This window comes from Brevundimonas sp. Leaf168 (assembly GCF_001423685.1).
Lineage (GTDB): Bacteria > Pseudomonadota > Alphaproteobacteria > Caulobacterales > Caulobacteraceae > Brevundimonas > Brevundimonas vesicularis_C.
Genome location: NZ_LMOY01000012.1, coordinates 104,552 through 121,840, shown reverse-complemented (window position 1 = coordinate 121,840; position 17,289 = coordinate 104,552). Strand labels below are relative to the sequence as shown.

At 65.6% G+C, this 17,289-nt stretch carries 21 protein-coding genes; 7 read left to right on the top strand and 14 right to left on the bottom strand.

Translation table 11 applies throughout. From position 1 onward, the window contains the following. The 11 genes from thiL to ASF81_RS12990 form a co-directional block, all read right to left on the bottom strand. The gene (thiL, locus tag ASF81_RS13040) at positions 1-990 is read right to left on the bottom strand and encodes a thiamine-phosphate kinase (protein WP_055809206.1); all 990 of its coding nucleotides are present in this window, start codon (positions 988-990) and stop codon (positions 1-3) included. Next, positions 990-1,514 (bottom strand): transcription antitermination factor NusB, encoded by a 525-nt coding sequence (nusB, locus tag ASF81_RS13035; RefSeq protein ID WP_017503912.1) that lies wholly within the window; start codon positions 1,512-1,514, stop codon positions 990-992. The genes thiL and nusB overlap by 1 nt, the downstream gene beginning before the upstream one ends. Then, on the bottom strand, positions 1,511-1,972 hold the full coding sequence (gene ribH / locus ASF81_RS13030) for a 6,7-dimethyl-8-ribityllumazine synthase (RefSeq protein WP_017503913.1): 462 nt from the start codon (positions 1,970-1,972) through the stop codon (positions 1,511-1,513). Before ribH ends, nusB begins: the two co-directional genes overlap by 4 nt. Continuing rightward, positions 1,969-3,105, bottom strand: coding sequence for a 3,4-dihydroxy-2-butanone-4-phosphate synthase (gene ribB, locus ASF81_RS13025; RefSeq protein WP_055753613.1), 1,137 nt, complete (start codon positions 3,103-3,105; stop codon positions 1,969-1,971). Before ribB ends, ribH begins: the two co-directional genes overlap by 4 nt. Then, a complete protein-coding gene (locus tag ASF81_RS13020; protein WP_055809203.1) occupies positions 3,105-3,695 on the bottom strand; it encodes a riboflavin synthase in 591 nt (196 codons plus the stop codon). Before ASF81_RS13020 ends, ribB begins: the two co-directional genes overlap by 1 nt. A gap of 65 nt (positions 3,696-3,760) precedes the next feature. Then, positions 3,761-4,381 (bottom strand): RibD family protein, encoded by a 621-nt coding sequence (locus ASF81_RS13015; protein ID WP_055809199.1) that lies wholly within the window; start codon positions 4,379-4,381, stop codon positions 3,761-3,763. Next, positions 4,381-4,851 (bottom strand): transcriptional regulator NrdR, encoded by a 471-nt coding sequence (nrdR, locus tag ASF81_RS13010; RefSeq protein ID WP_039245113.1) that lies wholly within the window; start codon positions 4,849-4,851, stop codon positions 4,381-4,383. The genes ASF81_RS13015 and nrdR overlap by 1 nt, the downstream gene beginning before the upstream one ends. A gap of 7 nt (positions 4,852-4,858) precedes the next feature. Beyond that, positions 4,859-6,142 (bottom strand): serine hydroxymethyltransferase, encoded by a 1,284-nt coding sequence (glyA, locus tag ASF81_RS13005; protein WP_055809196.1) that lies wholly within the window; start codon positions 6,140-6,142, stop codon positions 4,859-4,861. A gap of 69 nt (positions 6,143-6,211) precedes the next feature. Continuing rightward, complete coding sequence (locus ASF81_RS13000; RefSeq protein ID WP_055809193.1) at positions 6,212-6,397, bottom strand: hypothetical protein; 186 nt, start codon at positions 6,395-6,397, stop codon at positions 6,212-6,214. Then, on the bottom strand, positions 6,394-7,620 hold the full coding sequence (hemA, locus tag ASF81_RS12995; RefSeq protein WP_055809190.1) for a 5-aminolevulinate synthase: 1,227 nt from the start codon (positions 7,618-7,620) through the stop codon (positions 6,394-6,396). Before hemA ends, ASF81_RS13000 begins: the two co-directional genes overlap by 4 nt. Before the next feature lie 131 nt (positions 7,621-7,751). Next, entirely contained in the window at positions 7,752-8,588 is an 837-nt protein-coding gene (locus ASF81_RS12990) for a class I SAM-dependent methyltransferase (RefSeq protein ID WP_055809187.1), read from the bottom strand. A gap of 112 nt (positions 8,589-8,700) precedes the next feature. On the opposite strand from ASF81_RS12990, the gene hemB reads away from it, so the two are divergent. Then, entirely contained in the window at positions 8,701-9,699 is a 999-nt protein-coding gene (gene hemB, locus ASF81_RS12985; RefSeq protein WP_055809183.1) for a porphobilinogen synthase, read from the top strand. Continuing rightward, a complete protein-coding gene (locus ASF81_RS12980; protein WP_055809180.1) occupies positions 9,699-10,190 on the top strand; it encodes a GNAT family N-acetyltransferase in 492 nt (163 codons plus the stop codon). The genes hemB and ASF81_RS12980 overlap by 1 nt, the downstream gene beginning before the upstream one ends. A 3-nt stretch (positions 10,191-10,193) precedes the next feature. On the opposite strand, the gene ASF81_RS12975 is transcribed toward ASF81_RS12980, so the two are convergent. Then, positions 10,194-11,054, bottom strand: coding sequence for an NAD(P)-dependent oxidoreductase (locus ASF81_RS12975; RefSeq protein WP_055809177.1), 861 nt, complete (start codon positions 11,052-11,054; stop codon positions 10,194-10,196). Between the two features lie 116 nt (positions 11,055-11,170). Between ASF81_RS12975 and ASF81_RS12970 the strand changes: the two genes are divergently transcribed. The 5 genes from ASF81_RS12970 to ASF81_RS12950 all read left to right on the top strand — a co-directional run bounded on the left by ASF81_RS12970 (position 11,171) and on the right by ASF81_RS12950 (position 15,741). Then, positions 11,171-12,061: a flagellar motor protein MotB gene (locus tag ASF81_RS12970; RefSeq protein ID WP_055753623.1), complete on the top strand. Its 891-nt coding sequence runs from the start codon at positions 11,171-11,173 to the stop codon at positions 12,059-12,061. Between the two features lie 114 nt (positions 12,062-12,175). Continuing rightward, on the top strand, positions 12,176-12,913 hold the full coding sequence (locus tag ASF81_RS12965; protein ID WP_055809174.1) for an arginyltransferase: 738 nt from the start codon (positions 12,176-12,178) through the stop codon (positions 12,911-12,913). Between the two features lie 75 nt (positions 12,914-12,988). Further along, the gene (gene yaaA, locus ASF81_RS12960; RefSeq protein WP_055809171.1) at positions 12,989-13,759 is read left to right on the top strand and encodes a peroxide stress protein YaaA; all 771 of its coding nucleotides are present in this window, start codon (positions 12,989-12,991) and stop codon (positions 13,757-13,759) included. A gap of 53 nt (positions 13,760-13,812) precedes the next feature. After that, complete coding sequence (locus ASF81_RS12955; RefSeq protein WP_055809168.1) at positions 13,813-14,655, top strand: 3-hydroxybutyrate dehydrogenase; 843 nt, start codon at positions 13,813-13,815, stop codon at positions 14,653-14,655. A gap of 18 nt (positions 14,656-14,673) precedes the next feature. Continuing rightward, entirely contained in the window at positions 14,674-15,741 is a 1,068-nt protein-coding gene (locus tag ASF81_RS12950) for a patatin-like phospholipase family protein (RefSeq protein ID WP_082503570.1), read from the top strand. Here the strand turns inward: ASF81_RS12950 and ASF81_RS12945 are convergent. Both ASF81_RS12945 and ASF81_RS12940 read right to left on the bottom strand, forming a co-directional pair. After that, on the bottom strand, positions 15,738-16,655 hold the full coding sequence (locus ASF81_RS12945) for an L-threonylcarbamoyladenylate synthase (protein ID WP_055809165.1): 918 nt from the start codon (positions 16,653-16,655) through the stop codon (positions 15,738-15,740). The two genes, ASF81_RS12950 and ASF81_RS12945, sit on opposite strands and share 4 nt — an antisense overlap. After that, positions 16,652-17,203 (bottom strand): cytochrome b, encoded by a 552-nt coding sequence (locus tag ASF81_RS12940; protein ID WP_055809163.1) that lies wholly within the window; start codon positions 17,201-17,203, stop codon positions 16,652-16,654. The genes ASF81_RS12945 and ASF81_RS12940 overlap by 4 nt, the downstream gene beginning before the upstream one ends. Positions 17,204-17,289: the final 86 nt, after the last annotated feature.

The window sequence follows — 17,289 nt, the reverse complement described above, 5'->3', positions numbered from 1 at the left end:
TCAGCCGTGGGTCCAGCCGTTTCTGGACATCGGCACGGACTGACCGTCGTAAATGACCGTCAGGCCCCGACCTGCGGTGACCTCGCCGACGCGGGTCAGGCGAATCAGCCGGCGCTCGGCCTCGCGACGCAGGGCGTCCTCGTGGCGCGGATGAGCGGTGAAGGCGATCTCATAGTCGTCGCCGCCGCTGGCCAGATCTTCCAGCGATAGCTGCGGATCGACCCGGTCGTCGAACCAGGACTGGGCCGCTGCGGAAAGGGGCAGGACGTTCAGATTGAGCAACACGCCGACCCTGCTGGCCTGCGCAATGTGGGCTAGGTCGGCGGCCAAGCCGTCCGACACATCGACGGATGCGGTGGCGTACTCGCGCACGATGTCGGCGAAGTCGGTGCGTGGCGTCGGCATCCGGTAGTGGCTGATCAAGGCCTTGATCCGCTCAGGCGACAGAGCCAACTGTCCTTGCGCCGCCTTGAGCCCCAGAAGGCCGTCCCCGATCACGCCGGTGACGAAGACGAGGTCGCCGACCTGTGCGCCTGCGCGAGAAACGGCTTTGCCCGTCGCCGCCCACCCCAAGGCCGTCAGAGAGAAGGACAGCGGGCCGGGCGTCTTGACCGTGTCCCCGCCGAGCAGATGAACGCCGAACCGCGCCTGATCCTCGGCCAGGCCGGAAGCAAAGGCCTCGCGCTCGGGCCAGCCGCAGCGTTCCGACCAGAAGCAGGCCAGCAGATAGCCGAACGGCTCAGCGCCCTTGGCGGCAAGATCCGAAAGGTTCACCCGCAGCAGCTTCCGGGCGACCGTGTCCAGCGGATCGTCGGGCAGGAAATGCACGCCCTCGACGAGGGCGTCCTTGGTCAGGACGAGGTCATAGCCGGGGCGTGATGGCAGCGCCGCCACATCGTCGGCCAGCCCCCTGCCCCACTCAGGATGGGCCAGGGGCTTGAACAGCCGCTCGATCGTCTCGAACTCGCCCGCGACGTCGAGCGCCGGCATTATTTGCGGGTGTCTTTGGCCACGCCGTCCAGCGCCGCGTTGACGAAGCGCGCCTCGGCGTCGTCGAAGAAGGCCTTGGCCAGTTCGACATATTCGTCGATCACGACCTCGCGCGGGGTCTCGGGATGCTTGATCAACTCCCAGGCGCCTGACCGCAGCAGGGCGCGCAGGGTGGCGTCGATCCGCTCCAGCTTCCAGTTGGAGGCCAGGCGGGCCTTGATGGCCGTGTCGATGTCGCGCTGGCTTTCGATCACGCCGCGCACGATGTCGGCGAAATAGGCCTCGTCGGCTTCGGCCAGGGCCTCGCCCTCGATGTCGGCGTCGAAGCGAAAGTTGGAAAATTCGGTGATCACCGTCTCCACGCCCTCGCCCGCCAGTTCCATCTGATACAGGGCCTGGACGGCGGCGAGACGCGACACTGTGCGGGCGCGACGCTGTTTGGAGCTCAGATTCGGCTCGGCGCGCTGCTTTTCGGCTTCGGCGAGTTGTTCGAGGACGGCTTTGACGCTGTTCGGTTCAGTCATGCGCCGACGCCATGACGCAACCGCTTCTTCAATGCAATGAGGTCCAGGCACGCCTTGGCCGCGCCGCCGCCCTTATCCCCTTCCGAAAGACGGGCCCGATACCAGGCCTGATCTTCGTCCTCGGTCGTCAGGATGCCGTTGCCGATGATGACGCCCTTGACGCCCAGCGCCATGATGCCGGCCGCCGACTGATCGGAGACGATCTCGAAATGATAGGTCTCGCCACGGATGACTGTGCCCAGGGCGACATAGCCGTCATAGCGGGGGGCGGTCGGAAAGCGCCCCGCCTCCTCGGCCAGGGCGATGGCCGGCGGCACCTCCAGCGCGCCGGGCACGGTGATGACGTCGAAGTCGGCGCCGCGCGCCTTCAGCGTCTCCTTGGCCCCTTCCAGCAGGGCGTCGGCCAGATCGTCGTAGAAGCGCGCCTCAACGATCAAAATACGGGGGGCTTCGGTCACGCCTTGGTTTCTCCATCCATGTCGCGCCAGCCGACGATGCGCAGGCCATAGCCTTCCAACGCCGTCGGTTCGGGTCGCGTCGAACTCATCACGATCATATCCCTGACACCCAGATCCAGCAGTATCTGGGCCCCCACGCCATAGGCGCGCAGCGATCGATCCATCGCCGCCGGCTTGTCCGCGCCCGCCAGACGTTCGGCCAGCGAGTTCAGCGACGGGTCGCGCAGGAAGACGACGACGCCGGGACCGTCATGCTCGGTGATCTGTTTCAGGGCGCTGGGCACATAATCCTGGCGCGCCTCGACGTGGCCCAAGAGATCGCAGGCAAAGTCCACCTGGTGCATCCGCACCAGGGTCGGTTTGGCCGGATCGATGCGCCCCTTCACCAGCGCTACATGCTCGGCGCCCTCGATGGTGTTCTTGTACAGCATCAGACGGAACGGGCCGCCGTGAACGCTCTCGAACGGCGTATCCATGATCCGCTCGACGAAGCGTTCGGTGCGGCGGCGATAGGCGATCAGGTCGGCGATGGTGCCGATCTTCAGCCCATGCAACTGGGCGAAGGCGACCAGATCGGGCATCCGCGCCATCTCGCCGTCGTCCTTGATGATCTCGCAGATCACCCCGGCGGGGGTCAGGCCGGCCATGCGGCTGATGTCCACGGCCGCCTCAGTGTGGCCAGCGCGGACCAGAACGCCGCCGTCGCGCGCGACCAGCGGGAAAATGTGGCCCGGCGAGACGATGTCGTCCATGCCCTTTGACGCATCGGTCGCGACATGAATGGTACGCGAGCGGTCGGCGGCCGAGATGCCGGTGGTGACGCCGTCCTTGGCCTCGATCGAAACGGTGAAGGCGGTCTTCATGCTCTCGCGGTTGTCGGCGGCCATCGGCGGCAAACGCAGCTGCTGCGCGCGCTCGGCGGTCAGGGCCAGGCACACCAGGCCGCGCGCCTGGCGAATCATGAAGTTGATCTGGTCCGGCGTCGCAAACTGGGCGGGGATGATGATGTCCCCTTCGTTCTCGCGATCCTCGGCGTCCACCAGGATGTAGGGACGGCCGTTGCGGGCGTCTTCCAGAATGTCCTCTATGGGACTGATGGGGCTGTCGTTCATGTTTGCGGCCTGGGCTTGCATCACGCGGTCTCCTGCCACCGCGCAAGGTATCGCGCCAGCATGTCGATCTCCAGATTGACCGGATCGCCCACTTGCAAGCGGCCCAGGGTCGTCACGTCCCAGGTGTGCGGGATGATGTTCAGCGAGAAGACCTGACCCTCGACGGCGTTGACGGTCAGAGACACGCCGTCCACCGTGATGGAGCCCTTGGCGGCGATATAGCGGTGTAGAGGCGCCGGGGCCTCGACCTCGATCCGGTGCGATCCGCCTTCGGGCGTGATCGAAACGACCCGACCAAGACCGTCGACGTGCCCGGACACGACATGGCCGCCCATCTCGTCGCCCAGCCTGGCGGCCCGCTCAAGATTGACGCCGTCGCCGGTCTTCCAGGCGCCCAGGGTGGTTTTGGACAGACTCTCGTTCGACACCTCGACGGCGAACCAACCGGGGCCTTTATCGGTCACCGTCAGGCAACAGCCCGCGTGGCTGATGGAGGCACCCAGGTCGATGCCGTCGGTGTTCCAGGCGGTCTCGATCTCGTAACGGCGGTCGCGATCGGTCTCGCGGACCTCGCGGACGCGGCCGATGTCGGTGACGATGCCGGTGAACATTTGGACTCTGGACCCCTTGGGAGAAAAATACCGTCTAATTCGTCTAATCGTCTAATTGGACGGCGTCAGAGACGGGCGTAGCGTTCCCACAGATCGTCCCCGACGGGCTCGACGCCCAGGCGACGGAACTTGGGGGCGTCCGCCAGCTTTGCAAGAGCCAGGGCGGCGACGCAGGGCCGCCCCTCCCCGCCTAGCAGGATCGGGGCGCGGAACCATTCCAGCACATCGACGGCATCGGCGCGCAGGAAAGACGCCGCGACCTGACCGCCGCCTTCGATCAGAAGCGAGGTTGCGCCGGCGGCTTCCAAGGCTTTCAGCACGGCCGGGATGGACGGACGACCGTCCTCGGCGGCGACCTGCACCACCTTGGCGGCGCCGATACTGTGCGGCTCCGCAGCGGTCAGGATTAGGGTGTTTTCGCTTGCGACCTTAGCCGCCTGCGGCGTGCGCAGACGACTGTCCAGCACGACGCGCAAGGGCTGATCCACGCTGCGGCCCGGAAGACGGGCGGTCAGTTCGGGATCGTCGTGCAGAACCGTCTCGACACCGACCAGGATGGCGTCATGCCCCGCGCGCAGGCGGTGACCCTCCAGCCGCGCCGCCTCGCCGGTGATCCACTGGCTCTCGCCCGAGGCCGTGGCGATCCGCCCGTCCAGGGAGGTCGCCAGTTTCAGCGTGACCCGCATCAGGCCTTGCCGGACGGTTCGTCGAACCCTTCGTCGCCCAGGAATTTGGCGAAGTCGCCAGTGTGGCGGAAATCCTTGTAGACCGAGGCGTAGCGGACATAGGCCACCTCATCCACGCCCTTCAGCGCCTTCATGATGAAGTCGCCGACCGTGCTGGACGGGATTTCGGTCTCGCCCAGGCTTTCCAGCTGGCGGACGATCCGGTTGACCATCTGCTCGACCTGATCGGCCTGAACCGGGCGTTTGCGCAGGGCCACGCCCAGCGAGCGTTCCAGCTTGTCGCGATCGAAGGGCGTGCGCCGTCCGTTGCGTTTCAGGATGACCAGCTCACGCAGTTGCACGCGTTCGAACGTCGTGAAGCGCCCGTTGCAGTTCGGGCAGGACCGGCGGCGTCGGATGGCCGAGCCGTCGTCCGACGGGCGGCTGTCCTTAACCTGGGTGTCCTGATGACCGCAAAAAGGGCACTTCATCAGGCGGTTATCCGTAGATCGGGAAGCGGTGCGTCAACTCTCGCACCTGGGCCGCGACGCCCGCAACCACGGCCGGATCGGCTTCGTCGCCGCCGTTCATCGACGAGACGACGTCGGCGATCCAGTGACCGATCTGCTTGAACTCTTCCTCGCCGAAGCCGCGCGTGGTGCCGGCCGGGGTGCCCAGGCGGACGCCCGAGGTGACGGTGAAGGGGGCGGTGTCGAACGGGACGCCGTTCTTGTTGCAGGTCATCAGCGCTTTTTCGAGCTCATGCTCGGTCGCCTTGCCGGTCACGCCCTTGGGCCGCAGGTCGACTAGCGCCAGGTGACTGTCGGTGCCGCCAGAGACGATGGCCAGGCCACGCTCGATCAGGACGCCGGACAGGGCCTGGGCGTTCTTGACCACTTGCTGGGCATAGCCCTTGAACTCGGGCTTCAGCGCCTCGCCGAAAGCCACGGCCTTGGCGGCGATGACGTGTTCCAGCGGGCCGCCTTGCAGGCCGGGGAAGACGGCGGAGTTGATCTTCTTGCCCAGATCAACGTCGTTCGAGAGGATCATGCCGCCGCGCGGACCGCGCAAGGTCTTGTGCGTGGTCGTGGTGACGACGTGGGCGTGCGGGATCGGGTCCGGATAGGCGCCGCCGGCGATCAGGCCGGCGTAGTGGGCCATGTCCACCATCAGATAGGCGCCGACATTGTCGGCGATCTCTCGGAAGCGCTTGAAGTCGATGTGGCGGCTGTAGGCCGAGGCGCCGGCCAGGATCAGCTTGGGCTTCTCACGCTCGGCCATTTCGGCGACGTGGTCATAGTCGATCAGGTGGGTGTCTTCGCGCACCTTGTAGGTCACGGGGCGGAACCACTTGCCCGACTGGTTCGCGGGCGAACCGTGCGTCAGGTGTCCGCCGCAGGCCAGGTCCATGCCCAGGAAGGTGTCGCCGGGCTGAAGCAGGGTGAAGAAGACCGCCTGGTTCGCCTGGGCGCCCGAGTGGGGCTGGACGTTGGCGAAGGCGGCGCCGAACAGTTGCTTGGCCCGCTCGCGCGCCAGATCCTCGGTCACGTCGACGAACTCGCAGCCGCCGTAATAGCGACGACCGGGATAGCCCTCGGCGTATTTGTTGGTCAGGACGGACCCTTGCGCGTCCAGCACCGCCTGGGAGACGATATTTTCGGACGCGATCAGCTCGATCTGCTCGCGCTGACGGCCCAGCTCGCCTTGAACGCCCTTGAAGACATCCGGATCGGCGTCAGCGAGCGTCTTGGTGAAATAGGCGTCGTGGGTGAAGGCCGTCACGCTGGAATCCCCGGAAATCAGAAGCTGGCCTATCTATCCCCAGCCGCGCGCGACCACAACATCTAGTGGTCAGCCTTTGCCCAGAGCCCGCCGCAGCTTGGCGATCGCGACCCGTTCGACGGACTTGGGTTCATTGACCGGCCCCATGGCGCTGACCTCTCGGCCCGTCGCAACGTGGATGGCCGAGCATTTGAGGTAGGGGCCGTTGCGGGTGAATTCGACGATGACCTCCACGAGGTCGTCGCCCGTCGTCATGCGGCGACGGGTCGGCGCGCCACGTTGCAGTGGGCGAACAGCTTGTCCATCGCCTGGACCAGATGATCCATCATGGCGTCGGTGTGGTTCGGTGAGGGCGTGAAGCGCAGGCGCTCCGTTCCCTTGGGCACGGTCGGATAGTTGATCGGCTGAACATAGACGCCGTACTCGTCCAGCAGCATGTCCGAGATCATCTTGCAGTGGACCGGATCACCGACGTGCACCGGCACGATATGGCTCTCGCTTTCCATCACCGGGATGCCGGCGGCGGCGAAGCGGGCCTTGAGCGTCGCGGCGCGTTCCTGATGCTGGACGCGCAGTTCGGGATGGGCCTTCAGGTGACGCACGGAGGCCAAGGCGCCGGCGGTCAGGGCCGGCGGGAGCGAGGTGGTGAAGATGAAGCCCGAGGCCCAGCTGCGCACAGCATCGATGATCATGGCGTCGGCGGCGATATAGCCGCCCATCACGCCGATCGCCTTGCCCAGGGTGCATTCGATGATGTCGATCTGGTCCAGCACGCCGTCGCGCTCGGCGACGCCCGCGCCGGTTTCGCCATACAGGCCAACCGCATGGACTTCGTCCAGATAGGTCAGGGCGCCGTACTTCTTTGCGAGCGCAATAGTGCCGGCCAGATCGGCGATGTCGCCGTCCATCGAATAGACGCTCTCAAACGCGATCAGCTTGGGCGCATCGGCCGGCGCCGCCGCCAGCAGGGCCTCCAGATGCTCCAGATCGTTGTGCATGAAGACGTGACGCTCGCCGCCGCCGTGGCGGATGCCGGCGATCATCGAGGCATGGTTCAGCGAATCGGAGAAGGTGATCAGGCCCGGAAGGATTTTCTGCAGGGTCGACAGCGTCGCCTCGTTGCCGACATAGCCCGAGGTGAACAGCAGGGCCGCTTCCTTCTGGTGCCAGTGGGCCAGCTCGGCTTCCAGATCGACGGCCGAACGCGTGGTGCCTGAGATGTTGCGCGTGCCGCCGGCGCCGGCGCCCACCGCGTCGATCTCACTATGCATGGCGTCCAGCACGACGGGGTGCTGGCCCATGCCGAGATAGTCGTTGGAGCACCAGATGACGACGTCCTGTTCGGAGCCATCCTCGCGGCGACGCACAGCCTGCGGAAACTGACCGCGCACGCGCTTCAGATCGGCGAAGACGCGATAGCGTCCCTCGCTGCGAACCTGCTCAACGGAGCTATTAAAGGCGGCCTTATAGTCGAACAAACTACGCGTTCTTTCGCTTATGGCGATGTCTTTGCGTTGTTTGCTCTCCCGAAGCGGGCTTGTCCATGTCCGCCGCATGGACAAAACGCCCCAAACCCTTAATTGATAACGGTTCTCAGTATCGAGATTGATCAGCCCGGCTTGCGGAAGCGGTAGACGAACTGGTCTGTCTTGCCGCGGATCTTCTCGTCGAAGACGTTCAGGCTGTGGTCGTCTGCGGGATTGGCGACGGCCTGGCTCTCGCCCTCGAAGACAAAGCCGGCCGCCTCGACCTCGCGCTTCAGATAGTCGCCTTCGATGCGGTGCAGGATCTGGACCGCCGAGATGCCCGTGCCGGGCGCGGCGTCATGGTCGATCAGGATGTAGCGGCCGCCGGGCTTGAGCGCCGCAAACACCGCCGCGTTCATCTTGGCCACGTCGGTGTTGAAGCCGGGGATGTGGAAGTCGTGGTATTCCTGGCTCATGAAGATCATGTCCAGCGGCTCGGCGTAGGTCATCGAGTCCAGCAGGCCGTTGACCCGCGTCACGTTCGAATAGGCGGCGACAAGAGCATCGGCCCCGGCGTTCTCGCGCGCCATCGTCCGCTCAGGTACGAAGGCGTAGACGCGGCCGGTCGGGCCGACCACGTCGGAGAACAGACGCGTGAAATAGCCGGCGCCGGGGCGAATGTCGGCGACCTTGTCGCCCGGCTCGAGTTGGGCGATGGCGAGAATCTCGGCCGGATGGCGCAGCGGATCACGCGCGACCTCTTCGGCCGGACGCTTGGGATCGGCGACCGCATCGGCATAGAGACTGGAATAGCCCGCCGGCTGCGCGTCGGCCGCCGGGGCGACGACGGTCCGCTCTCCGCCGTCCGAGTCGATGATGATGCAGCCGGATAGACCTGCCGCCAGAACCAGGGCTGTCGCACCCGCCGCCAATTTCCCGATCATCATCGTCTCCATCGAATTGTCGAGATAGGCTCGCATTTCGCCGATCCGCGCAAGCCGTCATCACGCACGAAACGATCCGACGCATCACGCGATTTGCGCAGCGGTCGTTGCGGCGCTAGTCCGACGCTGGATTTTCCAAGGTCTCGCCATGCTTCCCTATCAGCCCGCCCCCTTCCCGCTCGCCCGTCCGCGCCGCCTGCGGTCCAGCCCGTGGGTACGGCGGCTGGTGGCGGAAACGACCCTGACGCCGGCCGATCTGATCTGGCCGTTGATCGTCCATGACGGCGCCGAGGATCGCGTCCCGGTCGCCTCCATGCCCGGCGTGTTTCGGCTTTCGCCCAAGGCGGCGGCGGCGGCGGCGGTCGAGGCGCGCGACCTCGGCATTCCGATGGTGGCCCTGTTTCCTAATGTCGACGGCGCGATCAAGGATGCGGTCGGCACCGGCGCAACCGACCCCGACGGCCTGATCCCCGACTGCATCAAGGCGATCAAGGACGCCGCGCCCGAGATCGGCGTCATGACCGACGTCGCCCTGGACTGCTACACCGACCACGGCCACGACGGGGTGATGGAGGGCGACCGCATCGCTAACGACGCTAGCCTGGACCGCCTGGCCGAACAGGCCTTCATCCACGCCCACGCCGGCGCCGATGTCGTGGCCCCGTCGGACATGATGGATGGCCGCATCCAGGCGGTGCGCGAGGCGCTGGAGGCGAACGGGTTTCAGGACACGCTGATCCTGTCCTACGCCGCCAAGTTCGCCTCGGCCTTCTACGGCCCCTATCGCGACGCCGTGGGCTCCTCGGCGATGCTGAAGGGCGACAAGAAGACCTATCAGATGGATTACGCCAACTCCGACGAGGCGCTGAAGGAGGTGGCGATGGATCTGTCAGAAGGCGCCGATGCGGTGATGGTCAAGCCGGGCATGCCGTATCTGGATATCGTCCGGCGCGTGTCCGAGACCTTCTGCGTGCCGACCTTCGCCTATCAGGTGTCGGGCGAATATTCGATGATGCAGGCGTCCATCGCCAATGGCTGGCTGGACCAGGACCGTGCGATCCTTGAAACCCTGCACGGGTTCAAGCGCGCGGGTTGCGCGGGCGTGCTGACCTATTTCGCACCGCAGGCCGCGCGGCTGCTGGGCTGATGGGCGTGAAGATTCGGCCGATCACGGAGGCCGACTGGCCGGGCCTTTGGCCGATCATCGAGACCGTCACCCGCGCGGGCGAGACCTATACCTATCCGTTGGACATGACCGAGGATCAGGCGCGCCTCCTGTGGACGCCGCCGGCGCCCGGCGGAGCCTTGGTGGCGGTTGAGAACGGCCAGGTGCTGGGCGCCGCCAAGATCATTCCGAACCAGCAGGGAAACGGCGCCCACGTGGCCAACGGCAGCTTCATGGTGGCGCCCGAAGCGCGCGGGCGCGGCGTGGCCCGCAGTTTGGGCGAAGCCGCGCTTGCTTTCGCGCGGGATGCCGGCTTTCGATCCATGCAGTTCAACGCCGTGGTCGAGACCAATACCGTGGCCGTCGCCCTTTGGAAGAAGCTGGGCTTCGAAATCGTCGGCACGGTTCCTGATGCGTTCGATCACCCGACGCACGGCCCGGTCGGCCTGCACATCATGCACCGCCGGCTCTAGGCGTCAGTCGCGGGGTTGCAGTCGCGCCGCCAGGCTGGACGTGTCCCAGCGGTTTCCGCCCATGGCCTGAACCTCGGCGTAGAACTGATCGACCAGGGCCGTCAGGGACAGGCGCGCGCCGTTCGTGCGCGCCTCGTCCAGCACCAGACCCAGGTCCTTGCGCATCCAGTCTACGGCGAAGCCGAAGTCGAACTCGCCCTTGGCCGCCGTCTTCCAGCGATTGTCCATCTGCCAGCTTTGCGCGGCGCCCTTGGACACGGCCTCATAGGCGGCGTCGGTGTCCAGTCCCGCGACCTGGGCGAAGTGGACGGCCTCGGCCAAGCCTTGGACGACGCCGGCGATGGCGATCTGGTTGACCATCTTCGTCAGCTGGCCTGACCCGGCCGGTCCCATATGTTTGATGGCCTTGGAATAGGCCTTCAGCACGGGCTCGACCCTCGACAGGGCGGCGGCGTCCCCGCCGGCCATGACGCTGAGTTGTCCGTTTTCGGCGCCAGCCTGGCCGCCCGACACCGGCGCGTCGATGAACGACCTGCCCTGCCCGTTCGCCAGTTCGGCCATTTCGCGCGCCACCTTGGCCGATGTCGTGGTGTGATCGACGATCACGGCGGCCTTCGACAGATGCGGCAAGGCCTCTGTCACGACGGCGCGCACGTCCTCGTCATTGCCGACGCACAGGATGAACAGGTCGACGCCCCGCGCCGCCTCAGCCACCGTCGCCGCCGCCTTGCCGCCCGTCGCCTCTGCCCAGGCCTCGGCCTTTGACGCAGTACGATTGAAGCCGGTCACGTCGTGGCCCGCCTCGATCAGATGACGGGCCATCGGGGCGCCCATGACGCCCAGGCCGGCGAATGCGATCTTCATGACAGGCTCCTTGATCCTGCCGTCGGACTAGGCCGCGCCGCGCCGGGGTTCAAGGTCAACGCCCGGTTAACCTTGGCCAGCCCACAATGGGACACCATTCGTCAGGGTACGCGTCCATGTCCGTGAGCGATCGTCCGATCCTCATCAAGAAGGTCAAGAAGGTCTCCGGCGGAGGCCACCACGGCGGTGCGTGGAAGGTGGCCTATGCGGACTTCGTGACCGCCATGATGGCCTTCTTCCTGCTGATGTGGCTGATCAACACCACCGACCCGGAGCAGAAGCGCGGCATCGCCGAATATTTCGCGCCCGCCAGCGTGTCCGAGACGACGTCGGGTTCCGGCGGCATTCTGGGCGGCACATCGCTGGGCGACGATGGCGTCAAGAGCGCCGGCTCGCAGTCGGTTCTGGAAGAACTGGCGCCCGAGGCGCCCGCGACCGATCAGACGGGCTCCAGCCTGTCGTCCGCCAGCGACTCGGCTCTCCAGGCCGAGATCCAGAAGCGCGAGGCCGCCGAGTTCGCCAGCGCCGCCGAATCACTGCGGCAGGCCATGCAGTCGATGCCGGAACTGGCCGAACTGTCGAAACAGCTGATCGTGGACCAGACGCCCGAGGGGCTGCGCATCCAGCTGGTCGATCAGGAAGGCCGGTCGATGTTCGACAACAACTCTGCGCGCCCGAATGCCCGCGCCCAGGTGCTGCTGCGCGCCGTGGCCAAGGTGATCAACCAGTTGCCGAACCGCATCTCAATCACCGGACACACCAGCGCGGCGCCCGGCTCCAGCCGCGCCAGCGCCCCTGCGGACTGGACCCTGTCGTCCGAGCGCGCCAACGGCTCGCGTCTGGTGCTGCAAGGTTCGGGCGTCGATCCCGACCGGGTCTATTCGGTGGCGGGCAAGGCGGGGTCAGACCCGCTCTATCCGGACGATCCGACCCTGGCCGGCAACCGCCGCATCGCCATCGTGCTGTTGCGAGAGGCGCCGGTCCTGCCGTCGGACACCTCGCTGTGACGCGGCTCGGCTGCAACGCGAACAGGCTTGCAGCCGTAGCACGGATGACGCCAAATCGCGCGATGAGCGTTGTGTCGTCGCAATATTGGCAAGATCGGATGCGGACCTGAGGCCGTGACCCAGCACGTACCGACCCGACAGCTTCGCTTCTTCATGACCTCGGTCGCGCCCTGCCCCTATCTGCCGGGCAAGACGGAGCGGAAGGTCTTCGCCAACCTCCCCTTCTCGGACGGCGTGCACGTCAATGACGAACTGACGCTGGCCGGTTTTCGCCGCAGCCAGAACATCGCCTATCGCCCGGCATGCGAGGCCTGTGACGCCTGCGTTTCGGTGCGGCTGCCGGTGCCGGAGTTCGCCTTCACCCGTTCGCAGCGCAAGGTGCTGGCCCGCAACGCCGACCTGTCGCGCGACCTGGTCGAAGCGGAGGCGACGACCGAACAGTTCCAGCTTCTGCGCCGCTACCTGACCACGCGCCATCCGACCGGCGGCATGAGCGACATGGGCTGGCTGGATTACGTCGCCATGGTCGAGGATACGGCCGTGCGAACCCATCTGATCGAATACCGTCTGCCCTCCACCGATGGCGGACCGGGCGATCTGGTCGCCGTAACCCTTACGGATCTGCTGAAAGACGGGCTGTCGATGGTCTACAGCTTCTATGATCCGACGATGGAGCGGCGCAGCCTGGGCCGGTTCGCCATCCTGGATCATGTGCGCCAGGCCGCCATCGTCGGCCTGCCATTCGTCTATCTCGGTTATTGGGTCCAAGGCTCGGCCAAGATGGATTACAAGGCCGACTTCCGCCCGATGGAAACCCTCGGCAAGCTCGGCTGGTCACGCCGCGACGCCTGAGGCGCCCTTCGCCGCAGCCGGTTCAAATCGTCATCGAAGCATCCTATGTGGGCGGCGACATTACGGAGCCGCGTCTTGCTGATTGTTCTTTCCCCGGCCAAGCGCCTCGATTTCACCCAAGCCGATGCGGCCATACCCGGCAGCGACCGCCGGTTCGTCGAAGATACAGCCAGCCTGTCCAAGACCGCCAAGCGCCAGACCAAGGCGGATCTGCGTCGTCTGATGGGGATTTCCGACGATCTGGCGACCCTGAACGCCGCGCGCTTCAAGGCTTTCGATCCTGAATCCACAGACGGCGTTCAGGCGGCCTTCGCCTTCGCTGGCGATGTGTATGAGGGTTTGAAAGCGCGCGAACTGAACGCCGATGGTTTGGCGTTCGCCCAGGATCATTTGCGCATTCTGTCCGGCTTTTATGGCCTGCTGCGTCCGTTGGACCGGATTCAACCCTATCGGCTGGAGATGGGCACGCGGCTGAAGACGCGTCGCGGAGCCAGCCTGTACGACTTCTGGGGCGACCGGATTTCTAAACAACTGAACGAAGACGCCGAAGGCCAGCCGGATCCGACGCTGGTAAACTTGGCCAGCCAGGAATATTTCGGGGCCGTCGATGCAAAGGCTCTGAAACTGCCTGTCGTCACGCCCCAGTTCCGGGAAGAGAAGAATGGCGAGAGCCGTATCATCTCCTTCTTCGCCAAGAAGGCGCGCGGGGCGATGGCGCGGTTCGCGATCGACGAACGCGTGGAACGGGTCGCCGACCTGAAGGCTTTCGACCGCGACGGTTATGCGTTCGACAAGGCCGCCTCGACCGACGCCGAGTGGATATTCATCAGATCGGGAAATTCTTGATCCCGACATCGACCTCCCGCTAATCTCGCCAAAACAAACGAAGGGGCGGATTCATGTCGCAAGAGCCTAAGGACTCCACGGGCGCTGACAGTAGGGCGGCTCGCGGTATCGGCGATCTGAAAGGGCAGGTCGCGGTCATCACGGGCTCGACCTCCGGCATCGGGCTGGCTCTCGCGCGCGCCGTGGCGGCAGGCGGCGGTGAAGTCGTTCTGAACGGCCTGGGCGACCCCGCGGAGATCGAGCGCACCCGCGCCGATCTGGAGGCCTCATCCGGCGTTCGCGTCCTCTATCATCCGGCGGACATGACGCGCGGTGACGAAATCGCCGACATGATCGCCTTCGCTGAACGCGAACTGGGACGCCTGGACATTCTGGTCAACAACGCCGGCATCCAGCACGTCGAATCCGTCGAGAGCTTCCCCACCGATCAGTGGGAAAAGATCATCGCCATCAACCTGTCGTCGGCCTTTTACGCCACGCGCGCGGCGATCCCGATCATGAAGGCGCAGGGGCGCGGCCGGATTGTCAACATGGCCTCTGCGCACGGTCTGGTGGCCAGTCCGTTCAAGTCCGCCTATGTCGCGGCAAAGCACGGCGTAATCGGCTTCACCAAAACCGCAGCGCTGGAACTGGCGCGCGACAACATCACCTGCAACGCCATCTGCCCCGGCTTTGTCGAGACGCCGATCGTGACCAAGCAGATCGCGGATCAGGCCCGTACGAGAAACATGACCGAGGAGCAGGTGCTGACGGACGTGATCCTGGCGGCCCAGCCGACAAAGCGGTTCGTCACGACGGAGGAGTTGACCGGCATCTTCCTTTACCTGGTCAGCGACCTCGGCGCCTCGGCCAACGGGGCCAGCTTCTCCATCGACGGCGGCTGGACCGCGCAGTAGCAAAGGAAGGCGGCGGTCATGGCGATTTTCAAGCGCAAGACCGCCGAGGCGGCGGGCTCAGTTCCCGCCGCTCCTGCCCGACGGCCCATCTGCCTTGCGCTTCAGGGCGGCGGCGCACACGGCGCCTTCCAATGGGGCGTGCTGGATCGTCTGTTGGAAGACGATCGTCTGGATATTCGCGCGGTGTCCGGCGTCTCAGCGGGAGCGATGAACGGCGCGGCCTTGGTTTCAGGCCTGGCGTCAGGAGATGGCCGCGCCGCGTTGGACAAGCTCTGGCGAGAGGTCAACCAGTCCGGCGGTCGCAACGTCTTCGGCGACAGCGCGATCTGGACTGCGACGCGGACGCCCGACTGGATCAAGGACAACCCATTCTGGCGCGCGGGCGAGACGCTGGCGATGTCGATGAGTCCTTATGAATTCAATCCACTGAACCATAATCCTCTGAAACGGGTTTTGCAGGCCTCGGTCGATTTCCGCGCCGTCCAGGCCTCGGACATCCGGCTTTTCGTCGCCGCCACCGCTGTGCGCCAAGCGAAAGCGCGCATTTTCCAGACGAATGAGATCAACGCGGATGTCCTGATGGCGTCGGCCTGCCTCCCCCATCTGTTTCAAGCCGTGGAGATCGATGGGGAGCCCTATTGGGACGGCGGCTATCTGACCAATCCGCCGCTGTGGCCGTTGACCGGAGACGACACGCCGGACGACGTCCTGCTGATCACACTCAATCCGATGGTGCGCGACGAGACGCCGAAAAGCGCAGGCGACATCGTCGATCGGCTGAACGAGATCGTCTTCAACGCGCCGCTGGTCGCAGAACTGCGCGCCATCGCCCTGGCGGGTGAACTAATCGAACACGGGCAGTTGAAAGGCGGCGGCGCCGGACCTTATCGGCACGTCCGACTGCACGCCATTGAGGCGGACGGCTGGCTTTCGGACCTGTCGCTACGATCCAAGTTCAACACCGAATGGGGTTTCCTCAACGATCTGAAGGCGCGGGGACGTGCGGCCGCTGACGATTGGTTGAACGCGTGCGTGAGCAGCGTCGGACGCCAGTCCAGCGTCGATCTTCAGGCCCGCTTCGGCTAACCGACGAAGCCTGCGGCGCGTCGCAGACGGTCGTTGATGGCTTCACCCAGTCCCGTCGTCGGAATCGGCGACACGGCGATACCCGTCGGCCGTGTGCGGTCGGCCTCGCGCAGCAGTCGGAACAGATTGGCGGCGGCTTCGCGCAGGTCGCCCGACGGGCTCAGGCTCCAGCGTGGCTCGCCGGCTTCGGGGCCAAAGCCGAGCAGGATTTCGCCGTCACGCGCCGCGCCGGCCTCGATGCGAACCGGAGCATCCGGTGCATAGTGCAGGGTCAGTCGCCCGGGCGAACGATGCCCTTCTGAGCCCTCTTCAATGGCGCCGACGACCGCCTCGATCTCGGACCGGGTGATGGCGCCGGGACGAAGCAAGGCGACCCTTCCTCCCAGCACTGACACGACCGTGCTTTCCAGACCGACCTGGCAGGGTCCGCCATCGACAGCCGCTGAGACCGCAAAGCCCGTCTCCTCGACAGCATCGGGGAAGGTCGTCGGGCTCGGTCGACCGGAACGATTGGCCGAGGGGGCCACGACCGGGCCGCCGAACGCCGCCAATACTTCCCTCGCCACCGGATGCGCCGGAACGCGGATCGCGACGCTGTCCAATCCGGCGCGCGCCAAATCGCAGACGCTGCGCATGTCCAAGATTGGCGTGATCAGGGTGAAGGGCCCGGGCCAGAAGGCGTCCGCCAAGGCAAGTCCGAGCGGACCCAACTCCCCAATCTGGGCCGCCGCATCGGCATCGACGACATGAGAAATCAGCGGATTGAACTTCGGTCGCCCTTTCGCGGCGAAGATGGCGGCGACCGCCTCGGCACTGCTCGCGTCGGCGCCCAGTCCATAAACGGTCTCGGTCGGCAGCAGGATCAGATCGCCGTTCGCCAGCGCCTGTGCGGCTTGCAGCGGCGTTTGGTTCACGGTCGGCGCGGGATGATCGGGATCATCCGGTGCAGCACATTGTCCCGATCAATGAACTGATGCTTGAGCGCCGCGATCACATGCAGGGCGATCAAGAGATAGAGCCCCTTCACCGCCAGTTCGTGCAGCCCCATCAGGCCGCGCGCCGCTTCACGCCCGCCGCTGACGGGCAAGAGGGGCCAGGAGAAGAGGCCGAACCACTCGATCGCGCGCCCGCCCGCCGATGATGCGAGCCAACCGGTCATCGGAATGACGATCAGAGCCAGATAGAATAGGACGTGCGTCGCGCGCGCCGCCACCTTCTGCCAGCGCGGCAAGGCCGACGGCAAAGGAATCGCCGGGTGCGCCAGGCGCCATCCGATCCGCGCAAGGGTCAGCACCAGGATCGTCAGACCCAGCGACTTGTGCAGCATGACGAACTGGCCCGAAATCGGACCTTCTGTATTCTCATGCGCCGTGATCAGCAGCACCTGCGCCAGAACGGCGGCGGCGATGCCCCAATGCATCATCAGGGAAACGACCGAATATCGATTGCGGGGCTCGCCCATGTCTTCCCTTCCGCGACGGCACGGCGTCACCATGCATTCAGCCACTTTGCACTGAGACGGGGCGCGTCGCCAAGACGCTTGCAGCG

Excerpts from the sequence above, each read along its gene's own strand:
- ASF81_RS12990 (WP_055809187.1), bottom strand. The coding sequence starts at position 8,588 with ATGCGAGCCTATCTCGACAATTCGATGGAGACGATGATGATCGGGAAA.
- ASF81_RS13015 (WP_055809199.1), bottom strand. The coding sequence starts at position 4,381 with ATGCGGGTCACGCTGAAACTGGCGACCTCCCTGGACGGGCGGATCGCC.
- nrdR (WP_039245113.1), bottom strand. The coding sequence starts at position 4,851 with ATGAAGTGCCCTTTTTGCGGTCATCAGGACACCCAGGTTAAGGACAGC.
- nusB (WP_017503912.1), bottom strand. The coding sequence starts at position 1,514 with ATGACTGAACCGAACAGCGTCAAAGCCGTCCTCGAACAACTCGCCGAA.
- ASF81_RS12940 (WP_055809163.1), bottom strand. The coding sequence starts at position 17,203 with ATGGGCGAGCCCCGCAATCGATATTCGGTCGTTTCCCTGATGATGCAT.
- thiL (WP_055809206.1), bottom strand. The coding sequence starts at position 990 with ATGCCGGCGCTCGACGTCGCGGGCGAGTTCGAGACGATCGAGCGGCTG.
- ASF81_RS12970 (WP_055753623.1), top strand. The coding sequence starts at position 11,171 with ATGTCCGTGAGCGATCGTCCGATCCTCATCAAGAAGGTCAAGAAGGTC.
- ASF81_RS13000 (WP_055809193.1), bottom strand. The coding sequence starts at position 6,397 with ATGACGACGGGCGACGACCTCGTGGAGGTCATCGTCGAATTCACCCGC.
- ASF81_RS13020 (WP_055809203.1), bottom strand. The coding sequence starts at position 3,695 with ATGTTCACCGGCATCGTCACCGACATCGGCCGCGTCCGCGAGGTCCGC.
- ASF81_RS12950 (WP_082503570.1), top strand. The coding sequence starts at position 14,674 with ATGGCGATTTTCAAGCGCAAGACCGCCGAGGCGGCGGGCTCAGTTCCC.
- hemB (WP_055809183.1), top strand. The coding sequence starts at position 8,701 with ATGCTTCCCTATCAGCCCGCCCCCTTCCCGCTCGCCCGTCCGCGCCGC.
- ASF81_RS12975 (WP_055809177.1), bottom strand. The coding sequence starts at position 11,054 with ATGAAGATCGCATTCGCCGGCCTGGGCGTCATGGGCGCCCCGATGGCC.
- ASF81_RS12955 (WP_055809168.1), top strand. The coding sequence starts at position 13,813 with ATGTCGCAAGAGCCTAAGGACTCCACGGGCGCTGACAGTAGGGCGGCT.
- ribB (WP_055753613.1), bottom strand. The coding sequence starts at position 3,105 with ATGCAAGCCCAGGCCGCAAACATGAACGACAGCCCCATCAGTCCCATA.
- ASF81_RS12980 (WP_055809180.1), top strand. The coding sequence starts at position 9,699 with ATGGGCGTGAAGATTCGGCCGATCACGGAGGCCGACTGGCCGGGCCTT.